The sequence below is a fragment of the Pantoea sp. SIMBA_079 genome, from assembly GCF_046940275.1.
GTDB lineage: Bacteria > Pseudomonadota > Gammaproteobacteria > Enterobacterales > Enterobacteriaceae > Pantoea > Pantoea borealis.
Genome location: NZ_JAWRYR010000034.1, coordinates 1 through 1,056 on the forward strand (window position 1 = coordinate 1; position 1,056 = coordinate 1,056).

Sequence of the window (1,056 nt, forward strand, 5' to 3'; positions counted from 1 at the left end):
CAATTAAGCGATAACAGAAGCAACAACGCCCGCGCCAACGGTACGGCCGCCTTCGCGGATTGCGAAGCGCAGACCCTGGTCCATCGCGATTGGGTGGATCAGGGTAACAACCATCTTGATGTTATCGCCTGGCATTACCATTTCCACGCCTTCCGGCAGCTCAACTGAACCGGTCACGTCAGTGGTACGGAAGTAGAACTGTGGACGGTAGCCTTTGAAGAACGGAGTATGACGGCCGCCTTCGTCTTTAGACAGAACGTAAACTTCTGACTCGAACTTGGTGTGTGGCTTGATTGAGCCCGGCTTCGCCAGAACCTGTCCACGCTGGATGTCTTCGCGCTTGATACCGCGCAGCAGAACACCACAGTTCTCGCCCGCCTGACCCTGGTCCAGCAGCTTGCGGAACATCTCAACACCGGTACAGGTTGATTTCGCGGTATCTTTGATGCCCACGATTTCAACTTCGTCACCGACTTTAACGATACCGCGCTCAACACGACCGGTAACAACGGTACCGCGGCCTGAGATTGAGAACACGTCTTCAATCGGCAGCAGGAACGGCAGGTCGATTGCACGAACCGGATCCGGGATGTAGCTGTCCAGGTAGCCCGCCAGCTCAACGATTTTGCCTTCCCACTCCGCGTCGCCTTCCAGCGCTTTCAGCGCTGAACCGCGTACGATTGGCGTGTCGTCGCCCGGGAAGTCGTACTGTGACAGCAGGTCACGTACTTCCATCTCTACCAGTTCCAGCAGCTCTTCATCATCAACCATGTCGCACTTGTTCAGGAACACGATGATGTAAGGAACGCCAACCTGACGACCCAGCAGGATGTGCTCACGGGTCTGTGGCATCGGGCCATCAGTCGCAGCAACAACCAGGATTGCGCCGTCCATCTGCGCAGCACCGGTGATCATGTTTTTCACGTAGTCGGCGTGTCCCGGGCAGTCAACGTGTGCATAGTGACGGCTTGCGGTTTCGTACTCTACGTGAGCGGTGTTGATGGTGATACCACGTGCTTTTTCTTCAGGGGTGCTGTCGATCTGGTCGAATGCACG

The 1,056-nt window shown here is 56.2% G+C and carries 1 protein-coding gene; it reads right to left on the reverse strand.

Annotated features, from left to right (window positions below):
• Window positions 1-3: 3 nt before the first annotated feature.
• Window positions 4-1,056, reverse strand: a 1,053-nt coding sequence (tuf, locus tag SB719_RS18930) for an elongation factor Tu (protein ID WP_412159577.1), incomplete at its 5' end; no start/stop codon positions are given.